17 protein-coding genes and 4 pseudogenes are annotated in these 14911 nt (G+C 74.1%); 13 read left to right on the top strand and 8 right to left on the bottom strand.

Annotation, left to right across the window (positions count from 1 at the left end; genetic code table 11):
* Window positions 1-15: 15 nt before the first annotated feature.
* Window positions 16-555: an RNA-binding S4 domain-containing protein gene (locus tag IE94_RS0119315; RefSeq protein ID WP_030185892.1), complete on the bottom strand. Its 540-nt coding sequence runs from the start codon at window positions 553-555 to the stop codon at window positions 16-18.
* A gap of 125 nt (window positions 556-680) precedes the next feature.
* Between IE94_RS0119315 and IE94_RS0119310 the strand changes: the two genes are divergently transcribed.
* A complete protein-coding gene (locus tag IE94_RS0119310; protein ID WP_030185890.1) occupies window positions 681-1418 on the top strand; it encodes a uracil-DNA glycosylase in 738 nt (245 codons plus the stop codon).
* Between the two features lie 32 nt (window positions 1419-1450).
* Window positions 1451-2485, top strand: coding sequence for an alpha/beta fold hydrolase (locus tag IE94_RS0119305; RefSeq protein WP_030185888.1), 1035 nt, complete (start codon window positions 1451-1453; stop codon window positions 2483-2485).
* Here IE94_RS0119305 and IE94_RS0119300 read toward each other — a convergent pair.
* Both IE94_RS0119300 and IE94_RS35810 read right to left on the bottom strand, forming a co-directional pair.
* On the bottom strand, window positions 2482-2976 hold the full coding sequence (locus IE94_RS0119300; protein WP_051777553.1) for a GNAT family N-acetyltransferase: 495 nt from the start codon (window positions 2974-2976) through the stop codon (window positions 2482-2484). The genes IE94_RS0119305 and IE94_RS0119300 overlap by 4 nt on opposite strands.
* Window positions 2973-3385: pseudogene (locus tag IE94_RS35810) on the bottom strand (RidA family protein). The gene IE94_RS0119300 and the pseudogene IE94_RS35810 overlap by 4 nt, the downstream one beginning before the upstream one ends.
* Window positions 3386-3545: 160 nt before the next feature.
* On the opposite strand from IE94_RS35810, the pseudogene IE94_RS35805 reads away from it, so the two are divergent.
* The 3 genes and pseudogenes from IE94_RS35805 to IE94_RS41110 all read left to right on the top strand — a co-directional run bounded on the left by IE94_RS35805 (window position 3546) and on the right by IE94_RS41110 (window position 6632).
* Window positions 3546-4358 (top strand): annotated as a pseudogene (locus tag IE94_RS35805) (nucleotidyltransferase domain-containing protein).
* 175 nt (window positions 4359-4533) lie between these two features.
* On the top strand, window positions 4534-6393 hold the full coding sequence (locus IE94_RS0119285; RefSeq protein ID WP_030185883.1) for an FUSC family protein: 1860 nt from the start codon (window positions 4534-4536) through the stop codon (window positions 6391-6393).
* Window positions 6390-6632: a hypothetical protein gene (locus tag IE94_RS41110; protein ID WP_245235284.1), complete on the top strand. Its 243-nt coding sequence runs from the start codon at window positions 6390-6392 to the stop codon at window positions 6630-6632. The genes IE94_RS0119285 and IE94_RS41110 overlap by 4 nt, the downstream gene beginning before the upstream one ends.
* Here the strand turns inward: IE94_RS41110 and IE94_RS41880 are convergent.
* Window positions 6565-6774: pseudogene (locus IE94_RS41880) on the bottom strand (hypothetical protein); the annotation flags it as partial. The gene IE94_RS41110 and the pseudogene IE94_RS41880 overlap by 68 nt on opposite strands.
* Between IE94_RS41880 and IE94_RS41875 the strand changes: the two are divergent.
* The 4 genes and pseudogenes from IE94_RS41875 to IE94_RS0119265 all read left to right on the top strand — a co-directional run.
* Window positions 6689-6912 (top strand): annotated as a pseudogene (locus IE94_RS41875) (amidohydrolase family protein); the annotation flags it as partial. The pseudogenes IE94_RS41880 and IE94_RS41875 sit on opposite strands and share 86 nt — an antisense overlap.
* 14 nt (window positions 6913-6926) lie before the next feature.
* Entirely contained in the window at window positions 6927-7079 is a 153-nt protein-coding gene (locus tag IE94_RS41105) for a hypothetical protein (RefSeq protein WP_245235280.1), read from the top strand.
* A gap of 195 nt (window positions 7080-7274) precedes the next feature.
* On the top strand, window positions 7275-7964 hold the full coding sequence (locus IE94_RS0119270; protein WP_030185882.1) for a DUF899 domain-containing protein: 690 nt from the start codon (window positions 7275-7277) through the stop codon (window positions 7962-7964).
* A gap of 155 nt (window positions 7965-8119) precedes the next feature.
* Complete coding sequence (locus tag IE94_RS0119265; RefSeq protein WP_030185880.1) at window positions 8120-8305, top strand: hypothetical protein; 186 nt, start codon at window positions 8120-8122, stop codon at window positions 8303-8305.
* 19 nt (window positions 8306-8324) lie between these two features.
* On the opposite strand, the gene IE94_RS0119260 is transcribed toward IE94_RS0119265, so the two are convergent.
* Both IE94_RS0119260 and IE94_RS0119255 read right to left on the bottom strand, forming a co-directional pair.
* Window positions 8325-8765, bottom strand: coding sequence for a hypothetical protein (locus IE94_RS0119260; protein WP_078606524.1), 441 nt, complete (start codon window positions 8763-8765; stop codon window positions 8325-8327).
* A complete protein-coding gene (locus tag IE94_RS0119255; protein ID WP_037922986.1) occupies window positions 8756-9460 on the bottom strand; it encodes an ATP-binding protein in 705 nt (234 codons plus the stop codon). Before IE94_RS0119255 ends, IE94_RS0119260 begins: the two co-directional genes overlap by 10 nt.
* 265 nt (window positions 9461-9725) lie before the next feature.
* Here IE94_RS0119255 and IE94_RS0119250 point away from each other — a divergent pair, with 265 nt between their 5' ends.
* From IE94_RS0119250 to IE94_RS0119240, 3 genes are all read left to right on the top strand, one after another.
* Window positions 9726-10586: a helix-turn-helix domain-containing protein gene (locus tag IE94_RS0119250; protein ID WP_030185875.1), complete on the top strand. Its 861-nt coding sequence runs from the start codon at window positions 9726-9728 to the stop codon at window positions 10584-10586.
* The gene (locus tag IE94_RS0119245) at window positions 10587-10862 is read left to right on the top strand and encodes a DUF397 domain-containing protein (protein ID WP_030185873.1); all 276 of its coding nucleotides are present in this window, start codon (window positions 10587-10589) and stop codon (window positions 10860-10862) included.
* A gap of 91 nt (window positions 10863-10953) precedes the next feature.
* Window positions 10954-11760 carry an SAM-dependent methyltransferase gene (locus tag IE94_RS0119240; protein ID WP_030185871.1) on the top strand — a complete coding sequence of 269 codons (807 nt, stop codon included), beginning with the start codon at window positions 10954-10956 and terminating at the stop codon, window positions 11758-11760.
* A 132-nt stretch (window positions 11761-11892) separates the two neighbouring features.
* Here the strand turns inward: IE94_RS0119240 and IE94_RS0119235 are convergent, their stop codons facing one another.
* Entirely contained in the window at window positions 11893-13383 is a 1491-nt protein-coding gene (locus IE94_RS0119235; RefSeq protein ID WP_030185869.1) for a glutamate synthase subunit beta, read from the bottom strand.
* A 180-nt stretch (window positions 13384-13563) separates the two neighbouring features.
* Window positions 13564-14043, bottom strand: coding sequence for an anthrone oxygenase family protein (locus tag IE94_RS0119230; protein WP_030185866.1), 480 nt, complete (start codon window positions 14041-14043; stop codon window positions 13564-13566).
* 199 nt (window positions 14044-14242) lie between these two features.
* On the opposite strand from IE94_RS0119230, the gene IE94_RS0119225 reads away from it, so the two are divergent.
* A complete protein-coding gene (locus IE94_RS0119225) occupies window positions 14243-14875 on the top strand; it encodes a nucleoside/nucleotide kinase family protein (protein WP_030185864.1) in 633 nt (210 codons plus the stop codon).
* Window positions 14876-14911 lie beyond the last annotated feature (36 nt).

Genomic DNA, 14911 nt, shown 5'->3' with positions numbered 1-14911 from the left:
GACCGCTCGGTGTGCTCAGTGCCTGGTCGAGGCGTCCCTCCGGGAGCTGCTCAGGGCCTCCAGCCCGCGCAGCCGGTCCATCTCGCGACGGTCCCGCTTGGTCGGGCGCCCGGCACCGCGGTCGCGGATGCCGGCCGGGGCGACGGCCTCGCGGGGCGGGGGCGGCGGGGAGTTGTCGACGTAGCACTGCACGGCGACCGGGGCACCGACGCGCTTGCGGATCAGCCGCTTCACCACGACGATCCGCTCCACGCCCTCCTGCCGCAGGCGCACCTCGTCGCCGACGCGGAGCGAGTGGGCGGGCTTCACCCGCTCGCCGTTCACCCGGACATGGCCGCCGCGGCAGGCGGTCGCGCCCAGGGAACGGGTCTTGATCAGGCGGACGGCCCAGATCCAGCTGTCCACGCGGACGCTCTCGCCGTGCTGCGGCCCGGCCGCCTCGGCGGCGGCGGTCGCCGCCGCCGTCTTCGGGTCGGGCGCCCCGGCCGAGGCGGCGGAGCCGTCCTGCGGGGCGGCCACCCGGCCGCTCCCGCCTTCGTCATGCTCGGAAGCCATGCTTCGACCCTAACCGCCCGGAGCGGCGCTACGGACCGCAATTTCGCCGTCGGCCCGTCCGAACCCTTCGAGCACCCGGCCCCTCGCGCGAGAGGCATGCGCCGGCGGGGTCTTACGGTGGAGGCATGGACACCGGCGGCCTCTCCGTACTCGACCAGCGCATCGCGGGGTGCCGGGCCTGCCCACGGCTGGTCGAGTGGCGCGAGGAGGTCGCGGTCACGAAGCGGGCCGCCTTCGCCGACTGGACGTACTGGGGGAGGCCGGTGCCCGGTTTCGGCCCGCCGGACGCCCGCCTGCTGATCGTCGGGCTCGCCCCCGCCGCCCACGGAGGCAACCGCACCGGCCGGATGTTCACCGGCGACCGCTCCGGAGACGTCCTGTACCAGGCGCTGTACGACGTGGGCCTCGCCTCGCAGCCCACCGCGGTCCGGGTCGACGACGGCCTGGAGCTGTACGGCGTGCGCGTCACCTCGCCGGTGCACTGCGCCCCGCCCGCCAACAAGCCCACCCCCGGCGAACGGGACACCTGCCGTCCCTGGCTCGTCCAGGAGCTGGAGCTGCTGAGGCCGACGCTGCGGGCGGTGGTCGTCCTCGGCGCCTTCGGCTGGCAGGCCGCGCTGCCCGCGTTCGCCGGGGCGGGCTGGAGCGTGCCCCGCCCCCGTCCGGCCTTCGCGCACGGCGGGCACGTGAGGCTGGACGCCGCCGGCGGGCCGGGCCTGCACCTCTACGGCTGCTTCCACGTCAGCCAGCGCAACACCTTCACCGGCCGCCTCACCCCCGAGATGCTGCGCGACGTGCTGCGCACGGCGGCGGACACGGCGGGACTGCCCGCCGGACGAGGCCCCGGCCGCAAAAAGGGATGAGCGCCCGGGGGCGCCGCGGCTACGGTGCTCCGATGGGCCTGTATCCGGAGATCGAACCGTACGACCACGGCATGCTCGACGTCGGCGACGGCAACCACGTGTACTGGGAGACCTGCGGAAACCCGCACGGCAAGCCCGCGCTGGTACTGCACGGCGGACCCGGCAGCCGGGCGAGTCCGGGGCTCCGGCGCTACTTCGACCCCGCCGCCTACCGGATCGTCCTCCTCGACCAGCGCGGCGCCGGACGCTCACGGCCCCGCGCGAGTGCCTACGACACCGACATGAGCGTCAACACGACCGCCCACCTCCTGGCCGACCTGGAGCTGCTCCGCGCCCACCTGGGCATCGGGCGCTGGCTCGTGTGGGGCGTGTCCTGGGGCTCGGTCCTGGGCCTGCGGTACGCGCAGACGCACCCGGGCGTGGTGACCGAGCTGGTGCTGACCGGGGTCGCCACCGGCTCCGACGCCGAGGTGGGCCTCCTGACGCGAGGGCTGGGGAACATCTTCCCCGAGGCGCACGCGCGGTTCCTCGCCGAGCTGCCGCCGGAGGAACGCGAGGGGAACCTGGCCGCCGCGTACAACCGCCTGCTGGAGTCCCCGGACGAGGCGGTGCGCGAGCGGGCCGCGCGGGCCTGGACCGACTGGGAGACGGCGACGATCCCGGCACCGCCCGGCTCGGTCGCCCGGTTCCAGGACCCGGAGTTCCGGATGGGGTTCGCCCGCACCGTCACGCACTACTGGGGCAACGGCCACTTCCTGGGCGACGGCGACGGCGCGGACGGCGACGGCGCGGACGGCGACGGCGGCGACGCGGACGGCGACGGCGGCGACGGCGTGGTTCTCAGGGACGCGCACCTGCTGAAGGGCATCCCCGGCACCCTGGTCCAGGGCAGCCTCGACTTCGGCAACCTCCTCGGCATCGTCTGGCGGCTGCACCATGCCTGGCCGGACAGCGAGCTGGTGGTCGTGGACGAGGCCGGGCACGACGCCGGGGAGGGCGGTGACGACGCGCTGATCGCGGCAACGGACCAGTACGCCCGCGGCGACACCCCGGGCGTAACGGACTAAGGACGCCACCGGTAGCGCACGTCCGGCTCCCGCTCCTCGTTCCGGTCGCCGTCCGTCCACTCCACGGGCGTGAAGCCGTGCCGCTCGTAGAAGCGCCTCGCGGGCGCGTTGACCTGGAAGGTCCACAGCGACAGCCCGGCCGCCCGGCGCTCCTTGGCCAGGGCGACGAACCGGTCCCCGATCCCGCACCCGCGCCGCTCGGGGGCGAGGTAGAGCTGGGACAGCTCCTCGCCCTCCAGCACCATCACACCGGCCACCGCACCGTCGGCCTCCTCCGCCACCCAGGTCTCGTACCGCTCCACCACCACGTGCCGGAAGTACGCACGGACCTCGGTGTCGGAACGGGGCCGGACCACGGTCGGCAGCGCGGCGGCGAAGGAACGCAGCCAGACGTCGGCCGCCGCACGCGCGTCGGCGGCGCGGGCCCGCCGCAGGACGACCGCCCCGGCACCGGCCCCAGCACCCGCGCCGGCTCCCGCCTCCCGGTTCACGCGCGGCCGGTCTGCGGCACGACCGCGGTGGCGGTGATCTCGACCAGCTGTCCCGGGTAGCCGAGGCAGCTCACCCCGAGCAGCGTCGAGGAGTGCGGCCCGGTGCTGAGCCCCGACGCCTCGACGACGTCCCAGACGGCGGACAGCGCGGCGGTCTCGGTGCTCACGACGTACACATCGGTCGACAGCACCTGCTCCAGCCCGCTCCCCACGGCGCGCAGCTGCTCCGTGAGGTTCGCGATCACCTGCCGGCCTGCCGGACCGGATCGCCCTCGCCGACCAGCTTCCCCTCCGCGTCGAGCGGGACGGAACCGGCGAGGAACGCGATCCTGGTCCCGGCCTCGACGACGGAGGCGTGCGAGTAGACCGGCGGCGGGAAGAGACCGGGCACGGTGACGCGCTGGATCATGCGGACTCCTGGAAGGCGGGCGGGCAACCTCCTGATGGTCGGTTCTCCGCCCGCGTCGCGCACCCGAATTTCGCTCGCGGCCCGCGCCCCCGGCCGCCCAGGCTCCCCGTGTCGGCCGCACCCCGCCCGCCGCACCGTTCTGGAGCCCGCGCCCGCGCCCGTGCCCACGCCCACCCTCACCGACCAGGCCTTCCTCGACACCACGGCCGACCGGCTCGCCGCCCTGCCCGCGGTCCGCGCGGTCACCCTCGGCGGCTCCCGGGCCCAGGGCACCCACGGACCGGACAGCGACTGGGATCTGGCGGTCTACTACCGGGGCGCGTTCGACCCGGCGGACCTGCGCGCCGTCGGCTGGGAGTCCGGCGGACCTGCGCGCCATCGGCTGGGAGGGCGAGGTCTCGGAGCTCGGCGCCTGGGGCGGCGGCGTCTTCAACGGGGGCGCCTGGCTGACCGTCGACGAGCGCCGGGTCGACGCGCACTACCGCGACCTCGACGTGGTCGAGCAGGAGGTGACGCGGGCTCAGGCGTGCCGCTTCGGCATCGAGCCGCTGATTTCCACCTCGCGGGCATCCCGACCTGCCTCGTTCTCGCCGAGCCGGCGGTCAACCAGGTGCTGCGCGGCGACCTGCCCCGCCCCGCCGGCTATCCGGAGGCCCTGCGCACCACCGCGCCCGAACGATGGTACGGAGCGGCCACCGCCACCCTCGCCCATGCCAGGCTCGGCCACGCCCCCAGGGGCGCCCTCACCCAGGTCGCCGGCGCCCTCGCCCTCGCCGCGACCCAGACGGCACACGCGGTGCCGGCGGCGCGGGGGGAGTGGGTGACGAACGAGAAGGGGCTGCTCGCGCGGGCCGGACTCGACGCGATGGACGCGCTGCTCGCCCGTCTGACGCCGGAGCCGCGGTCCCTGGCCGACGCGGTGGCGCGGGCCGGGACCCTGGTGCGCGAGTGTCTGGAGGCCGCCCGCTCCTGAGCGAGCGCACCGCGCCACGGTGCTCCACGGTGGCCGGGGGCGTCATCCTCCCGAAACAGGCCCGTTTCCGCGCCTTCGAAAACCCGTCGTACGCTTGACAGCGCACCGCACAGCCCGGCCACCGTCGCCCGAAGGCTCACCACCGCCTCGACCGGACGACAGGAGCCCGCACCCCGTGTTCCGCACCGCAGCCCACGCGCTCCCGCCCTGGCTCGGCCACGCCCTGAACGCCCAGCGCGGTCCCGTGCCCTGGAACGCGGTGGTCCGGGGCGCCCTGGCCGGCGGGCCGCTGCTGATCGTGTCCCTGGCCGCCGGGCGGTCCTCCCTCGGAGCCGTCGCCGCGATCGCCGCCATGCTGGCCGGCATCAACGACCGGCCGGGCAGCCGCCGTACCTCCGTGCGCAGGATCGGCGTACCCGCGCTCGCGGGGGCGGTCGGGCTGCTCGTCGGGACGTACGCCGGGCAGCATCTCGCAGCCGTGGCGCTGACCCTGGTGCTGACCGGGCTCGGACTGGTCGCCGGGTCCGTCAGCGCCGTCGGGCCCGTGGCGTCCGGGGCGGGGACGCAGCTGCTGGTCACCGCGGCGGTGGGCGCCGGGATGCCGCTGCCCGACCCCGGGTGGCTGCGCGTGCTCGCCTTCCTCGCCGGGGCCGGCTGGCTGCTCCTGCTGCGGCTGGTGCTGCCGACGCCCACCTCGCTGGCCGGCGACCTCCGTCTCGACTTCCGCTTCGACGGGGAACGGGCGGCCGTCGCCGACGTCTACGAGGCCGTCGCCGCGCTGCTCGACGCCGTCGGCACGGAGCAGGCCGTGGCCCGCCGGGCCGCGCTCACCGCCGCCCTCGACCACGCGCAGGACGCGCTCGCCGGACCCAGGCTGCGGCGCCGTGCCTCCACCGCCGCCGAACGCCGGCTGCACGCCCAGTACGCCGCCGCGCTGCCCCTCGGTGAGGCCGCGACCGCGCTCGCGTGGGCGGAGCGGGCCGTGCCCGCGCGGGCCGTCGAAGGGCCCCGGCGGCTCGCGGCGGCCGTCCGCGCCAACACCCCCGCCGGGCCGCTGCCCGCGCCCAGCCGCACCGATCCCGCCCTGCGCGCCCTGGACGACGCCCTGCTGCACGCGGCGGACGCCTTCGACCGGGGCAAGGGCCCCGACCTGCACGTCCGCAGGCGATCGCCCCGCTCCTCGGCGCGCGCCGTGCTCGGTCCGGCCGGGCGGGAGTACGGGCTGCGGGTCGCGCTGTGCTTCGGCGCCAGTGCCGCCGTCGCCCAGGCGTTGCACCACGGTCACTGGCACGGCTCCCACCAGCACTGGTACTGGCTGCCCGCCACCGCCGTGTTCCTCGTCAAGCCCGACCTCGGCCCGCTCGTGTCCCGGGTGCTGTGCCGGGCGGCCGGGACGGTGCTCGGTGCGCTGCTCCTCGCCGGGTTCGCGTCCGTGCTGCCCCGGCCGGAGGGGCTCGTGGCGCTGGTCGCCGTCTGCGGTGCCCTGGTGCCGGTCGCCGCGCGGCACTTCGCCGCCCAGACCACCGTCGTCACCGTCCTGGTCCTCGCCCTGGTCATGGTCGGCGGCGAACCGCAGGCATCCGCGGGCCGCATCGGGGAGACGCTGCTGGCCTGCGCGATCGTGCTGGTGGTCGGGCACCTGCCGCTGCCGGGGCAGCGGGGCGCCGGCATCCGGGCGGGCATCGACGCCGCCGACGCCGCCGCACAGGCCTACCTCACGCACGTGCTGGGCGAGTCCGACGACCGCACCACCCGGTGGACGCTGCGCCGGGAGGCCTACCGCACGCTCGCCGAGGCCCGCGCCGCCGGCGCCCGCGCCGCGGCCGAACTGCCCGCCCTCGCCCGGCACTCCCGGGGCACCGACGAGGTGGCCGCGGTCCTCGAACGGCTCGTCGACACCACCACCGCCTGCGCCGTGCACCTCGACGACACCGGGCGGCTCACTGCCCGCCACACCGAGCGGCTCGCCGCCCTGCGGGACGAACTCGCCGAGCGGCGCGGGCGGGTGGGACGGCACCGTACGTTGGCCGGATGACGCCTTCCTCCGCCGGGCCCGCCGACCTCGTCGTCACCGGCTGCACCGTCCTCGTGCACGACGACCGCGAACGGATCGGCTTCGAGCAGGACGCGGCCGTCGTCGTACGCGACGGCGTCGTCGACTCGGTGACCACGGCCGCCGCCGGTGCCGCCGCGGCGTCCGAGTGGACTCCTGGGTCGGCAGGTCCTCGGCGAGGCCGCGCAGGGCGACCACGGGCGCGTGCGTGTGGCAGTTGATCAGCCCGGGAAGGGCGACCTGGCCGCGGGCGTCGATGCGGTCGGCGGTGGGTACCGCCCGCGACCACGGCCTGCCCGTGCACCTGCACGCCGCCGAGAACCGCGACCAGACCGACACCAGCCTCGCCCGGCACGGGCTCACCCCATCGAGGTCCTGGAACGCACCGGCGTCCTCGACACCGACGTGCTCATCGCCCACGGCACCGTCATCACCGAGGGCGACCTGCGGCTCCTCGCGCGCGCGGGCGGCCGTACGGCGGTGGCGACCGCGCCCCGCGGCTGATCAAGTTCGCCGTGCAGAGCGCCCACGGGGACGGCCTCGCCGCCACCCTGGCGCGCAGTGCGCGCTCCGCCGACCTGCTCGCGGTGGTGCGGGAGCCGGGGGAGCGGCTGCCCGCCCTGACCGAGCGGGGACACGGTCGGCGCGTCCGGGAGTACGACACCTGAAAGGCCTGTTCAGAGGCTGCTCAGCGACCTGCTGAAAAGAATCTTGCCGGGCAGCGATGAGTTCCGCCCCGGCCTTCGGTCACCACCTGGACGGCCCGGGCCCGACCGCTTCGGACCTCGGACCTCGGACCTCGGACCGACGGCCGTCGGACCGAAGCACGACGCACGAGACACGTCGCACAGGAGGCTGGAGCCATGTCGCTGCCCGAGATCGTCACCCGCGCCCAGTGGCGCGCGGCGCGCGAGGCCTTACTGGCCAAGGAGAAGGCGGCCACCCGTGCGCGTGACGCGCTCAACGCCGAGCGGCGCGGGCTGCCCATGGTGGAGGTCGACAAGGAGTACGTGTTCGAGGGCGGCGACGGCAAGGCCACGCTGCTCGACCTCTTCGAGGGCCGCGAACAGCTCGTCGTCTACCACTTCATGTTCGCGCCCGAGTGGGACGCCGGCTGCCGCAGCTGCTCGGCGTTCCTGGACCAGATCGGGCACCTCGCGCACCTCAGGGTCCGCGGCACCTCGTTCGCGGCCGTCTCCCGGGCGCCGTATCCGAGGATCCTGCCGTTCAAGGCCCGGATGGGCTGGACGCTGCCCTGGTACTCGTCGTACGTCAGCGACTTCAACACCGACTTCGAGGTGACCCTGGAGCACGAGGGCGAGCTGGTGGAGCGGCCGGGGCTCAGCTGCTTCCTGCGGGACCGCGAACGGGTCTTCCACACCTACTCGACGTACGAGCGCGGCCTGGACGGGCTCGGCTCGACCACCAGCCTGCTCGACCTGACCGCGCTCGGCCGGCAGGAGCCGTGGGAGAAACCCGAGGGGCGCGCGTCGGCGCTCGGGGCGCCCGCGGGCAGCGGGAGAGTGCGCTATCACGACGAGTACCCGGACTGAGACCCTCAGTGGCGAAAACGGCCGAACGGCCGAGGCGCCGCTCACACTTTGCGGTGAACGGGTGTCAACTATGTCTCAGTACCATCACCCGGCAAGGCGTTCGCTCCATGGTTGGCGTTTAACTCTACGAGTACAGCGCTACATGGAGGTGCGGAGTGAACGGGCGAACGGTGCTCGAACGCTTTCCCGCCGGTGGACCACGAGGATCCTGGCCGGCGGAGGAGTTCGCCCAGGCGCGGCGCCTGGAAGGGCTGCCCGCCGAGGTCGTGATGGACCTCGCCACGGACATGTTCCTGGTGGTCGTGCGCGGCGGCGACGCCGCGCGGGACGCGGCGGCCTGACGCCCCCGGGGGCCGGCGCCTACGCGCTGACCGCCCGCGACCAGGTCGGCGTCGTGTTCGTCAGCCGGCACACGGCCAGGTACAGCGGGATGGGCGGCGTGTAGGGAACCGTGCCGTCCGAGCGGTGGAGGAGGGCGGGCAGGTCCGCGCCGCCGGGCACGACCGCGCCGGTGGCGTAGCGCGCGGGCGCGGGCCACTCCAGGGCGTAGTCGGAGTCGGACGGAACGATCCACCACCAGTGCGTCTCATCGGCGTAGACGCACCCCACGCGGGGCAGCCGGGGCAGCACCTGCTGGCCGAGGAGGGAGGGGACCGCCACCGCGTCGAAGCCCAGCGGTGCCGTCATGCCGTCCGGCACGGTCAGTCTCAGAGGCGTCCCGGCGGTGTGCCGTCCGCGCTGGAGGCGGACCATCGTGTCCAGACCGAGTGGTCGGACGCCGGACGCGGCCCTCATAGCCATTCGGTCCCCGTTCCGCGCAGTGTCTCCAGGCTCTTGCGGCTCTGTTCGGTCACCCGGACCTGCCGGGCGCCCCGTGGCTCCCGGTCTCCCCTGCGGCGGGACTCGACCTCGTCCTCGTCCCCCCTGTCGTCCGTGGGGGCGGGCTTCGGCCGGGCGCCCCAGCCCAGGTCGTTGCGGGGCTCCGCGAGGTCGAGCGGTCCCTCGGCCCCGCGCGGCAGTTCGGCCCAGACCAGGAGTCCGGGACCGTGCTCGTGGGCGCCCCAGGCGTCGCACAGGGCGTCGACGAGGAGCAGGCCCCTGCCGTGCTCGTCCTCGGGCTGCTGATCCGCCGAGGGGTGGGGCTGGCCCGGGGCGCAGCCCTCGTCGCGCACGGCTATGCGGACCAGGTCGTCGCCGTCGTGCAGCTCGCACACTATGTGTCTGCTCGCCGTGTGCACGATCGCGTTGGTCACCAGCTCGGAGACCACCAGGGCCGCGGTGTCGCAGGTGTCCTCGCACACCGCCCAGCCGCTCAGGCGGGCCCGTGTCAGGCGTCTGGCCTGCGAGGGAGAGCCCGGATGAGCGGCCAGCTCGAAACGGAACCGGCGCTCGGCGGCGGAGGCTCCCGAGGAGCCGGCTCCCATGGCGGCACCGAGGCCCAGGGAGCCCGCGGTGGCGTCTGTTCCTAAGGGCGCGGACGGAATCACGCTTGCCACTATCGCCCCGCCGTGAACACTTGGCAAGTGTCACTCTGAAAAATGCAGAGTGCTGTGTGACGTTCTGGGCGGCCGTGGCACACTGCTCGCAACAGCACGTCGAGCGGCGCCACTTCGGGTCCTATAAGGCCTTTCCAGGTTTTCGAACAGACCTTCGAATGGCGCCGCCGGGCTGTCCGCACCGGGACACGCCGGGATTCGCCGCGGCTGTCCGTACAGGGGAACGGGACGCAAGGACTCTTTCGGACTCTTCAGGAGGTGGGCGGTGAGCGAGCCGCGGTCCGCGCCGACGGTCGGCCAGGTCGTACTCGGCCGGCGCCTGCTGGACCTGCGGGAACGTGCCGGTCTCAAGCGCGAGGAAGCCGCCCGCATCCTGCGCGTCGCCCCCGCCACGGTCCGCCGCATGGAGATGGCCGAGGTCGCCCTCAAGATCCCGTACCTCCAGCTCCTGTTGAAGGCCTACGGCGTCGGCGACGAGGAGGCCGAGGCCTTCGTCCGGCTGGCCGAGGACGCCAACAAGCCCGGGTGGTGGCAGCGCTTCCACGACATCCTCCCCGGCTGGTTCTCGCTGTACGTCAGCCTGGAGGGCGCGGCCGCCCTGATCCGCGCCTACGAGCCCCACTTCGTCCCCGGAGTGCTGCAGACCGAGGACTACGCGCGCGGCGTACTGCGCTCGGGCGCCATCGGGCAGACCCGCCCCGACGACATCGAGCGCCACGTCGACCTGCGCATGCAGCGCCAGGAACTGCTCACCCGTGAGGACGCACCCCGGCTGTGGGTCGTGATGGACGAAACCGCGCTGCGCCGCCCCGTCGGTGGGCCGGAGGTGATGCGTGCCCAGATCGACCGGCTGCTCGAGGCCACGAAGCTGCCCAACGTGACGCTGCAGATCGCGCCGTTCTCCAGCGGGCCGCACCCCGGCACGTACGGGCCCTTCGTGCTGTTCCGATTCGCCATGCCGGAACTGCCGGACATGGTCTACAGCGAGTACCTGACCGGCGCCGTCTACCTCGACGCGCGTGCCGAGGTGGCGACCCACCTCGAGGTCATGGACCGCATGGCGGCGCAGGCCGCCACGGCACATCGCACGAAGGAGATCCTCCGGGATCTCCGCAAGGAGCTGTGAATGAACCGCATCAAGGCCCAGCGTCCGCCCCTCACCCGCGGTGCGCGGATCTACAACGGCATGCCCGCCCGCGAACTGGGCAGCGAGGGCTGGCACAAGCCGTGGAGCGGCGGAAACGGAGGCAACTGCCTGGAGGCCATGAAGCTCGCCGACGGCCGGATCGCGGTACGGCAGTCCACCGACCCCGACGGGCCGGCGCTCATCTACACCTCGGCCGAGATGACGGCGTTCATCGAGGGAGCGAAGGCGGGAGAGGCGGACTTTCTTCTGTCCTGAAACACGTACCCCGTTTGCTTGTTCTTTTTAAGCTGTTTGGCACTGAGTTGATCACCCGTCGCAACGAGGACCCGACACCTGGGAGTGCGTCATGACCGGGCAGCACGGCCCCGCCGGGATCGACACGAGCAAGCCGCACCCCGCGCGGATGTACGACTGGTATCTCGGCGGAAAGGACAACTACCCGGTCGACGAGGCGATGGGCCGGCAGATGCTCACCCTCGACCCGAGGGTGCCGGTGATGGCGCGGGTCAACCGCGCTTTCATGCACCGTGCCACCCGATGGCTGGCGGGCCACGGCACACGGCAGTTCCTGGACGTCGGCACCGGTATACCGACCGAGCCCAACCTGCACCAGGTCGCCCAGGAGATCGTGCCCGACGCCCGCGTCGTCTACTGCGACAACGACCCCATCGTGCTGGCCCACGCGGCGGCCCTGCTGCGCGGTACGCCCGAGGGGGAGACCGAGTACCTCCAGGCCGACGTCCGGGATCCGGACGCCGTCCTGGAGGGGGCCAGGAAGATCCTGGACTTCGACCGGCCCGTCGCGCTGTCCCTGGTCGCGCTGCTGCACTTCGTCCCGGACGAGGACGGGGCGCACGACCTGGTCCGCCGGCTGCTGGACGCGCTGCCCTCCGGCAGCCACCTGGTGATGACCCACGCGACGGCCGACTTCACCCCGGAGGAGTCGCGGGCGGCCACTGAGAAGCTCCGTGCCGCGGGGGTCACCCTGGCGCTGCGCTCGCGCGAGGAGTTCGCCCGCTTCTTCACCGGCCTCGAACTGGTGGAGCCCGGAGTCGGGGTGCCGCACCTGTGGCACCCCGAACTGGGCGATCCGGTCGCCGGTCAGGACGACGGCGTCATCCCCGGATACGGGGCGGTGGCCCGTAAGCCGTAGCGAGCCGTAGTAAGCCGTAGAGGTGCGGCGCCCTCGCCCGCCGCACGCGGCGGGCGAGGGCGGCGGGAGCGGGCCGCCGGACGTAGTGGCCAGACGTTCTGAGTGGCCGGACGTTCCGAGGGGCCGGAGGAATCAGGCCGTCATCGGCCGGTCATACGGGCCGACCGGCGCCGGCAGCCGGGTGGTGCCGCCGGACAGATGGCGGTCGACGGCCGCCGCCACCGCCCGCCCCTCCGCTATCGCCCAGACGACGAGGGACTGTCCGCGTGCCGCGTCCCCGGCGGCGAACACCCCCGGGACGTTGGTCGCGAAGTCCCGGTCCCGGGCGATCGTGCCGCGCGGCTCCAGCTCCAGTCCGAGACCGTCGACTAGCCCGTCCCGCCGGTCGGGTCCCGAGAAGCCGAGCGCGAGGAGGACCAGATCCGCGGGGAGCGACCGCTCGGTGCCGGGCTTCGGCCGGCGGCCGGCGTCCACCCCGACCAGGTGCAGCGCACGCACATGGCCCCGCTCGTCGCCGGTGAAGCGGAGCGTGGACGCCGCGAACAGCCGGGCGTCCGCGTCCGCGGCGGGCGCGGACCGCAGCTCGCGGGCCTCCTCGTGCGCCGCCGACAGCCGGTACAGGCGCGGATACGTCGGCCAGGGTTCGGCCTCCTCGTCGCGTTCCGCACCCGGCTGCGCGTAGATGTCCAGCTGCGTCACGGACGCCGCCCGCTCCCGCACCGCCGTACCGAGACAGTCCGCGCCCGTGTCGCCACCGCCGACGATGACGACATGCCGCCCGGCGGCGGACAGCGGAGAGTGCTCGAGGTCGCCCTCGCACACCCGGTTGGCCAGCGGCAGGTACTCCATCGCCTGGTGGATCCCCGCCAGCTCCCGGCCGGGCACGGCCAGCTCGTGCCACGCGGTCGCCCCGCTGGCGATCACCACCGCGTCGTAACGGGCCCGCAGCCCGGCGACGTCCACGTCCCGTCCGACCGCCGTCGACGTACGGAACAGCGTCCCCTCCGCCCGCATCTGGCCGATGCGCCGCTCCAGGTGCTGCTTCTCCATCTTGAACTCGGGGATCCCGTACCGCAGCAGACCGCCGATCCGGTCGTCCCGCTCGTACACGGCGACCGTGTGCCCCGCCCGGGTCAGCTGCTGCGCCGCCGCGAGCCCCGCGGGCCCCGAGCCGACCACCGCCACCGTCCGCCCGGACAGCCGCTCCGGTGGCCGCGGCGGGGTGAAACCCTCCTCCCAGGCCAGGTCGGCGATGGCGCACTCGACGTTCTTGATGGTGACGGCCGGCTGGTTGATGGCGAGCACACAGCCCGCCTCGCACGGTGCCGGGCACAACCGGCCGGTGAACTCCGGGAAGTTGTTCGTGGCGTGCAGCCGGTCGCTCGCCGCCCGCCAGTCCGACCGCGAGACCAGGTCGTTCCACTCCGGGATCAGATTGCCCAGGGGACAGGCCTCGTGGCAGAAGGGGACGCCGCAGTCCATGCAGCGGTCGGCCTGCCGGCCGACGATCGGCAGCAGCGCCCCCGGCACGTACACCTCGTCCCAGTCCCGGGTCCGCTCCCCGGATGGCCTGCGGGGCCACTCCTCGCGGGGCGTCGTCAGAAAACCCTTGGGATCGGCCATGGCCGACTTCCTTGCGTGCGGGGGCTGGCCGTGCGCCGTGACGCGGCGCTCTCCCGCTCCACGATACGACCGGCCCGCCCCGCGCGCAGAACGCCGGAAAAAGCCCCCTCGCCCGCGCTGCCCCTCGCCGGGGCCGGACAAAGTCCCTCCGGCCCGGGCCGCCGCCACGCCATGCCCCGCTCAGCCGAGGGCCAGCACGTACGCCACCGCCGCGGCGGCCGAGGCGCCCGTACGCACGTGGTTCCAGGAGGTCCACTCGCGCACGTACGCGGTCCAGCGGTCGGCCGCCTCCGCCGAACCCGGGTCGAGCCGGAGCAGCGCGTCGTTGCGCGGCACGTTGGCCGCCGCGGTGACCGCGAACGCCCCGACCAGGTACAGCCCACTGCCCAGCAGCAGCTCCACCGCCGCATCCTGCGGCCACCGCACCGACGTGACCACGGCGATCACCACGGCCAGCACCGCCGTCCCGAGGAACACGGACATGAAGGCCGGCCGTACCGCGGCCCTGTTGATCGCGTTCATGGCGGCGATCCCCTGTGCGGGCGGGAGTGCGGCGAGTCCCCGCACGACGAAGCTGGAGAAGGCGCAGAAGACACCGGCCATCACACCGGTCCCGAGCACGCCCAGCACCGTCAGCACGAAGTACGGTCCGTCGATCATGTCCTGTCAACTCCCACCCGTCGAGTGACCGCCCTCCCGGCGCCACCGCCCGTCGATCACCCCAAGTCAACCCCGGCACCGGCACGGTGACCATGGCCGAGCGGCGCGGACCCATGCGCGAGCGTCCAGGTGGGCAGGCCGGCGGCCGGCGGCGCGACCGTCGTGCCGACCGCCGCGGGAACTGACGCATCATGGGCGGGTGCGACTGGAAGCGATCACCTGGGACCGGCTCGGCGACCGGCTCGCCGAGCGACTGCTCGAACTGGAACCCGCCGACGGCAGTGCCTGGACGCGCGTCGCCCTCGACGGTGCCCCGGCCGCCCGCCCCGGCGACCTCGCCCAACGGGTCGCCGAGGCGTTGCGCGTCCGCGGCCGCCCCTCCCTCGTCGTCGGAACGGAGGGCTTCCTGCGACCCGCCTCGCTCCGTCTGGAGTACGGCCACCAGGACGTCGAGTCCTACTACAACGGCTGGTACGACACCGGCGCACTGTGGCGCGAGGTCTTCGACCCCGTCGGCCCCGGCGGCGACGGACGGGTACTGCCCGACCTCTGGGACCCGGTCACCGACCGAGCCACCCGCAGCTCCTACGTCCCACTCCCTCCCGGCGGTGCGCTGCTGCTCCACGGGCCCTTCCTGCTGCGCCACTGGTTCCCCCTCGACCTGAGCGTCCATCTCGTCCTCACCCCCGGCGCCCTGCGCCGCCGCACCCCCGAGACCGAGCAGTGGACCCTGCCCGCCTTCGAGCGCTACGACGAGGAGACCGACCCGTCGGGCACCGCCGACGTCCTGGTCCGCGCCGACGACCCGCGGCATCCCGCCTGGAACGGCTGACCTGGAGCGGCCGGCAGGGCACGGCTGACCTGGAGC

The organism is Streptomyces violaceorubidus, assembly GCF_000717995.1.
In the GTDB taxonomy this organism is placed as follows: Bacteria; Actinomycetota; Actinomycetes; order Streptomycetales; family Streptomycetaceae; genus Streptomyces; species Streptomyces violaceorubidus.
The sequence above is the reverse complement of the archived record's forward strand: the minus strand, read 5'-3'. Positions and strand labels throughout refer to the sequence as shown.